At 54.4% G+C, this 6,688-nt stretch carries 6 protein-coding genes; 5 read left to right on the top strand and 1 reads right to left on the bottom strand.

Annotated elements, in window-relative coordinates; translation table 11 throughout:
- The coding region (locus QGH09_04340; protein HJO17415.1) for a metallophosphoesterase family protein at positions 1 to 323 on the bottom strand (323 nt) is incomplete at its 3' end.
- Between the two features lie 143 nt (positions 324 to 466).
- Here QGH09_04340 and QGH09_04335 point away from each other — a divergent pair.
- The 5 genes from QGH09_04335 (at position 467) to QGH09_04315 (ending at position 6,676) form a co-directional block, all read left to right on the top strand.
- Positions 467 to 2,002, top strand: coding sequence for a tryptophan 7-halogenase (locus tag QGH09_04335; protein ID HJO17414.1), 1,536 nt, complete (start codon positions 467 to 469; stop codon positions 2,000 to 2,002).
- 82 nt (positions 2,003 to 2,084) lie between these two features.
- Positions 2,085 to 3,761 (top strand): quinohemoprotein amine dehydrogenase subunit alpha, encoded by a 1,677-nt coding sequence (gene peaA, locus QGH09_04330; GenBank protein HJO17413.1) that lies wholly within the window; start codon positions 2,085 to 2,087, stop codon positions 3,759 to 3,761.
- Positions 3,762 to 5,219, top strand: coding sequence for a quinohemoprotein amine dehydrogenase maturation protein (gene peaB, locus QGH09_04325; GenBank protein HJO17412.1), 1,458 nt, complete (start codon positions 3,762 to 3,764; stop codon positions 5,217 to 5,219).
- Entirely contained in the window at positions 5,197 to 5,544 is a 348-nt protein-coding gene (qhpC, locus tag QGH09_04320; GenBank protein ID HJO17411.1) for a quinohemoprotein amine dehydrogenase subunit gamma, read from the top strand. The genes peaB and qhpC overlap by 23 nt, the downstream gene beginning before the upstream one ends.
- Positions 5,545 to 5,566: 22 nt before the next feature.
- Entirely contained in the window at positions 5,567 to 6,676 is a 1,110-nt protein-coding gene (locus QGH09_04315) for a hypothetical protein (protein ID HJO17410.1), read from the top strand.
- The last annotated feature ends 12 nt before the right edge of the window (positions 6,677 to 6,688 follow it).

Below are 6,688 nucleotides of genomic sequence, written 5' to 3'. Positions count from 1 at the left end.
TTGGATGCGGCTAATCCTCTAGCTATCTCAGGAAAGTGGTTCACGGCGATACGCTTGCCATCACAGGTGAGTTCAGCAAACTCGCCGTGCAGTGTCATGTGGGCAAATCGGCTTGCCTGCTGCGTAATCCTAAAGTGGTCGCCATCGTTGTTGCCGAAGACCACATGGATCGGTTTAGTGAATCCCTCGCCAAGTTGTACGACAATGAAAGGCGAGCACAGATCACCACAGAAGATGAGTGCATCGGCATCCGTTACCTGGCTGAGGATGACGGCGAGATGATCACCCCTGTCATGAATATCCGAGATAATGGCGAGTTGCATTTCGTGCGCTCCAGACGACCAATTGTCATCGATCCATTAGTGTCTGTCACTCGATCGATCCTATTATCTCGTCGTACCAGCATATAATCCCCTTATCAGTTTTCTTGCTTAACACTGTCCACTGGGATGCCTCGGAACTAGAGATGTCAGGTATTCACCTACCCTCGACTTCAGACATCATCGTTATTGGTGGCGGTCCTGCCGGCGCCTCAGCCGCGCGTATTTTGGCGGCGTGGGGCCACGAGGTGCTGCTCTTAACGAAGAGCCAGTCACCGATGCCAACGCTCGCTGAATCATTGCCACCTAGTTGCCGAAAGCTTTTTCGGGCGATTGGTGTCTTGGAGGCTATCGACGAAGCAGGGTTCTACCGTTCGACGGGTAATACATTTTGGTGGGGTAATGACCAGATGCGGTCGGAGCACTTCGCGGACGACGAACGTGGCTACCAGGTTGTCCGGCGAGAATTCGATCACTTGCTTCGGGACCAAGCTGAAGCCGCAAATACCACTGTTGTGGAGAGCACAGTGAAGCGAGTTGAGTTTGATACTGACGACACCGCAACCGTGCATGTTGCGGCGTATGGAGAACATGCCGACCCAGTTGTCATCAGAGCGCGGGTAGTGCTTGACTGCTCAGGCCGAGCGGGAGTAATCGCTAGACAAGGCTTCAGGCGTTATGGTTCGGCATACGCGACGCTGGCGATTGCCGGTGTGTGGGAGCGACCCGATGGTTGGGCTCTAGCCGAGCCGACTCACACGCTCGTAGAGGCCTACCGTGACGGGTGGGCCTGGTCAGTTCCTGTCAGTGCAATGCGGCGCTATCTGACCTTTATGGTTGATCCGCGCGAGACCGACTTAGATCGGGGTGGCCAGCTTGCCGTGACTTATCAGCAGGAGCTGGCCAAGGCGCGACAGTTCTCGCGCCTCATGGACCACGCGCGGCTCATTGTCGAACCCTGGGCCTGTGACGCGTCGGTGTATTCTGCCGATCGTTACGCCGGTTCCGCGTTCCTATTGGTTGGCGACGCAGCCTCGTGCCTTGATCCGCTCTCTTCGTTCGGCGTGAAGAAGGCCATCGCGTCAGCCTCGATGGCAGCCATAGTGGCTAATACCTGCCTAGTGAGACCTGATATGGGTGAGGTGGCGCGCAATTTTTATACCGCACGTGAGACGGAGATATTTTCGACCTTCGCTAAGCAAACCGCAGCTTACTTTCGCGAGGGAGGGACAATGCATGACCATCCGTTCTGGACCGGACGATCCGAGTTCAATTACGACTTGGATCATAGTTCTCCGACGGCAATCGATCTGGATTCTGTGCGCCGTGATCCAACGGTGCAGGTGTCGTTTGCCGAGTTGAAAAATAGCGCTGAGATTGCCTTGACTCCTGGAGATGGCCTCGAGATTGAGCGTTGGCCTGGCATTGCCGGGCGGGAGGTTGTGCTCGAGGAGCGCCTTGGGCTAGAGACGCCCATTATCGGTCGAGTGGCGGTGAGGTTCGTCAGGAATGTTGATTTGCCGGCGTTAGTTCATATAGCGGGCCACCACCGGCACGTCCCCGACCTGTTCGAGGCTTACAATCAACGTAATGCCCCAGTGATTCTTCCGGATTTTCTCGGAGCTTTGTCGCTTCTGCTCGCGACTGGTGCACTTATCAATGGTATTGGTAAAGAGGTCTAATGCCTCCAATTGTGCTGGTGCAGTGCTTTTGCTACAAATGTGGGTCCTTTTCTGTCATTCTTAGCTTGTCGAAGTGATAATTATGCGTATTTTTTCGGCCTTGGTTATTGCGTCCTGGATACCTGTTTCTTTGGCGTTTGGTCAGTCTGACCCGGAGGGCGCCGATGGAATTTCAATAGACAATCAAACGGTTATTGAGGCGTGTGGTATCTGTCACGTAACTGACGAGCCGGGAATTTTGTCTCGAATTTCATACCGACGGACGACTCCGGAAGGGTGGCAGCAGACGATCAAGCGGATGGTTAGCCTCAACGACATGATTCTCGACCCGGATGAGGCACGGGAGATCGTACGATACCTTTCGAATAACCTAGGGCTCGCGCCGGAAGAAGCACGAGGCGGGGCGTTTGAAGTCGAACGCCGGCTCATAGAGTATGAATACGAGGCCGACCGGGATACCGAGGCGACCTGTAGTGCCTGTCACTCAATGGGGCGGATACTTAATCAGCGCCGCACCAAGGAAGAGTGGGCACTGGTGGTGGCAATGCACCGAGGGTATTACCCCATTGTTGACCGACAAGGCTTTCGAGAAGGCGGGATGGTGCGGCGTGACCCTCCAGCCCCTGATGAGACGCCCGAGCGACGACATCCGATGAATCGGGCGATTGATCACCTAGCCGAAGTGTTTCCTTTACATTCGTCCGCGTGGGCCGCGTGGTCGGCGAATCTCCGCGCGCCACAGCTTGAAGGGTCTTGGATGGTTTCAGGGAACCATCCCGGCAGCGGTCCCGTATTCGGGAGGATGACGATCAGCGCTGGGCAGAGTGGCAGTGCTGAGTTCACCACTGACACGACGTTGGTTTACGCTCGTGATGGACGGTCCGTGACTCACACGGGTCAGTCCATCGTCTACACGGGGTATCAGTGGAGAGGGTCGTCTGAAGCCGATGCTGCTACTTGGCGCCAGGTGATGTTTGTCGAGCGAGACTGGACTTCGATGTCTGGACGATGGTTTCGAGGTGCGTGGGATGAGATTGGCCTCGACGTGACGCTCACACGTGTCGACGAAGGGCCGAGTGTTTCTGGGGTCTATCCTCGGGCGGTGCGTACGTCGACCGGTGGTCAAGAGGTGAGCATCTACGGTGCAAACCTTCCCGAAGAGTTAGTGCCAGAGGACGTCAATCTCGGTGCGGGGGTCAGGTTGTTGGAGGTTGTTAGTGTCACCCCTAATGTGGCCTCGGTGCGAATTTCGGTGGAGGACAGCGCGAGCGTTGGCGATCGAGACGTTTTCGTAGGCCGGGGAATGTTGGAGCGTGGGATAGCCGTGTATGACCAGATGGACCGGATCACGGTTGAGCCCTTACGCGGCATGGCCCGAGTAGGCGGCGTTATCGTGCCGAAGCAATATGAACAGTTTGACGCTGTGGCGTGGCACGATGGCCCTGACGATACGCCGAACACGGATGACGATTTAAATCTTGGCGTGGTCGCGCCCAGTTGGAGCCTAGAAGAATACGCCGCGACCTACGGCGACGAGGACCTTAAATATGTCGGTTCACTGGGCCAGAACGGGGTCTTCACCCCGGCGGTGGACGGCCCGAACCCCGACCGAGTGGGTAACCGGAACAACATTGGGGACGTTTGGGTTGTCGCCACGTATACACCTGCGGGTGCCGATACGTCACTTAAAGCGCGTGGGCACTTGGTAGTGACTGTGCCAGTTTATATGCGGTTCGATTCGTGGCAGGTTGGTCGTTAAATGACGATGCATTTCCGTACCGCACATTTGCACCAGTTCGAAGCGTCTGGAAAACCGTTTCTCTATCTCCAGAGTGCAGCAATTTTTTCACTTGATGACGCGAGTCAGTCAATTCTCAAACTGCTAGATGTTGGGTCGCGTACACGTGAGGATATTCAAGGGATGCTGGGGACGCGCTTGTCTGCGGCCGAACTCGACGAAGGGATGGACGAACTTCTTCGCGTGCAGGCCATTGTGCCTGTGAACGAGGCTCCAAAACTAGTTCCCAAGGTAATTCCGCTTGAGCCTTTTCCGTTGACAACGATGGTGATGAACGTCACCAACCAGTGCAATCTCGCCTGCACGTATTGCTATGAATACGGGGAAGATAAGGTCGTTGACACAACGAACGGAAAACAGCCGAAGTTCATGTCTGAGGAGACTGCTAAACAGAGTGTGGATTTTATGTTTCGCGAGGCGGGGCCAAATAAAGTCGTGCACATGACCCTGTTCGGCGGCGAGACGCTCCTGAATTTTCCTGTACTGAAGATTGCAATTTCCTATGCTCGGAAGCACGCAAGCGAAGTGGGTAAGCGAGTTGAGTTTAATCTAACGACGAACGCAACTCTGCTGAGTCCTGAAATCATTGATTTTTTGATTGAGAACGATGTTGCTGTAACAATTTCAATCGACGGCCCGCAGGACATGCAGGACAAGTTTCGTGTCTTTCATAACGGTGCCGGCAGTTATGACGTGGCGATGCCGAAAATTAAAGAGTTGCTGCGCCGCCATCGTGCGAAGCCTATCGGTGCCCGTGTGACACTCACTTCGCAAACGCTGGATGTACAGCGGATCTTCAAGCATTTGACTGAGGAAATTGGCTTTCGGGAGGTAGGCTTTGCTCCCGTTACGACGTCTCCGAGTCAGCAATACGCAATTGAAGATGGCGGGTTTGACAAAATGCTTGGGCAGTTTAGGGGTCTTGCTCATGAATTTCTTGAGTACGCAGTAGAAAATCGGCATCACGGGTTTGCAAACGCGAAGGACACCCTGGAGGAGATTCACAAGGGTGCAAGTAAAGCGTATCCGTGCGGGGCCGGCCTCGGGTTAATGGGTGTTGCTACGGACGGGCAGGTGGCGTTGTGTCACCGGTTCGCCGGGTCAGACGACCACTCGTTGGGGACGGTGGGCGAAGGAATAGATCGGGAACGACAAAGTGACTTTCTGGACCGCCATCACGTTGAGAACAAGACTGATTGTCGAACGTGCTGGGCGAGGCCACTATGTGCCGGTGGCTGTTATCATGAGGCCCATACCCGGTATGGAATGACCGAAGGGCCGAATCTGCACTACTGTGACTGGATCCGTGAGTGGACTGACGAATGTCTTCGTATCTACGGCGAACTCGCTGAGCGTAATCCTGCGTATCTTGCGCATTTTGAAGGACGAGTGACTAATGAAGCATCTCAAACCAATTAATCAGAAAGCCGACCGGGTCAAGCAGCATCTTGAAGGTCAGACCAAACCCGGAGGTGACGTCGTAGCGTTGCAGCAAACTCCGCTACGTCCGGACACACACGTTCCTCTGGGGTGTTCGTTCGTCTTCTTCCCGGGTTGGGAGGTTGACGTCGAAGGTGGCACCGCAGGGCTCTGTTCTCCGGTCGAGCGGGATTTATTCGACTGTCATCTCGGGTGTTTCTGGCCGGCGCAGGTGCCTGACCAACTGAATCATGCACCTGACTGGACGGCAACTTGTTCTTCGGCTCAGAAAGACTGGCGGAAGATCGACCTTATTTTCCCGTGATTTTCAGCCTTCGGTGAGTGCGATGATGAACCTGTTTCACCTGGCGTGGTTGGTATTGGTCTTGGTTAGTGTGCCATTGCACGCTCAGGACAACGAAGGTGCGACCCTAAGAGGCGGCGAGGGTACGCTGTTCCTTGGCGGATATGCGCATGAGATCTATGTCATCGACGAAGCGACCGAGCAGGTTGTCGACGCGATCCAGGTTACATCAGGGATTCCGAGGAGCCTAACGCTCTCGACGAACCGCGAGCATTTTTACTTGAATGACATGACGGCGGAGCATTTCGAGATCATAGACATCGCGTCCCGCTCAACGCTAGACACGTTTTCACTGAGTGGAGGAAACACGAGGAACCGGATTGAAGGCTTCGTTGTGGATCCGCAGGAACGATACGTTATTCTTCTGACGCGCTCATTAACAAAGCTCGTCGACCGGTTTGAGATTGGTCCATCGGAACTGTCGCAGTACGACTTGTCAACTCATGAGGTCATTCGAACGATTCCCTTTCCTGATGGCAAAGAGCGACAGCAGCTGAACATGCTGATCTCGCCAGACGGTTCACTTCTGTATTTTTTTGTGGACCAAGTCGTAATCTATGAAACGACTAATTTCACTGAAGTTGACCGATGGGATCTGTCGGAACCGTTTGAACCAGGACTCGGTTCGTTGAACTTCGGTTTCAGTGGAGGCCTCAATCAACAGTTTGGGATCTACACTGGCCTTTTCACGGTGCGCTCGCCTAGGCGGGATGGGCGGCAGATGGGTGTGGCTCGTGTCGATCTCAATGAGAAAGAAGTTGACTATTTTTACATGCTTGGGCCAGCAGCCAGAGTCGGTTTCAGTATGACAGCGGACGGCACAAAGGCGTACGGTTTCGTCAAAGAGGCCCCAATCGGGCATTATGAGCTCTGGGCGTTTGATCTGGAGAATCGCCGTCTCGGTCCGCGACAAATATTTGACCGTGGTCGGCCGAGAATGCAATTGACACCAAGTTCAAATGGTCAGCTGTTGTATGTGTGGCAAGCTGGCCAGACGATCGATATTCACGAGGCTAGTACATTCCGATACTTGCGAACGATTGACCTTGAAGCTGATTCCACGACCAGTTTGATTGTACTGCCGCCAGACTGACGTCAGATGCCT

Source organism: Vicinamibacterales bacterium (assembly GCA_036012125.1).
Lineage (GTDB): Bacteria > Acidobacteriota > Vicinamibacteria > Vicinamibacterales > UBA823 > UBA11600.
This window is presented reverse-complemented; position numbering and strand designations above follow the sequence as displayed.

Bases quoted from the DNA above. Each gene is read 5' to 3' on its own strand.
- QGH09_04335 (HJO17414.1), top strand. From the start codon at position 467: ATGTCAGGTATTCACCTACCCTCGACTTCAGACATCATCGTTATTGGT.
- peaA (HJO17413.1), top strand. From the start codon at position 2,085: ATGCGTATTTTTTCGGCCTTGGTTATTGCGTCCTGGATACCTGTTTCT.
- peaB (HJO17412.1), top strand. From the start codon at position 3,762: ATGACGATGCATTTCCGTACCGCACATTTGCACCAGTTCGAAGCGTCT.
- qhpC (HJO17411.1), top strand. From the start codon at position 5,197: ATGAAGCATCTCAAACCAATTAATCAGAAAGCCGACCGGGTCAAGCAG.
- QGH09_04315 (HJO17410.1), top strand. From the start codon at position 5,567: ATGATGAACCTGTTTCACCTGGCGTGGTTGGTATTGGTCTTGGTTAGT.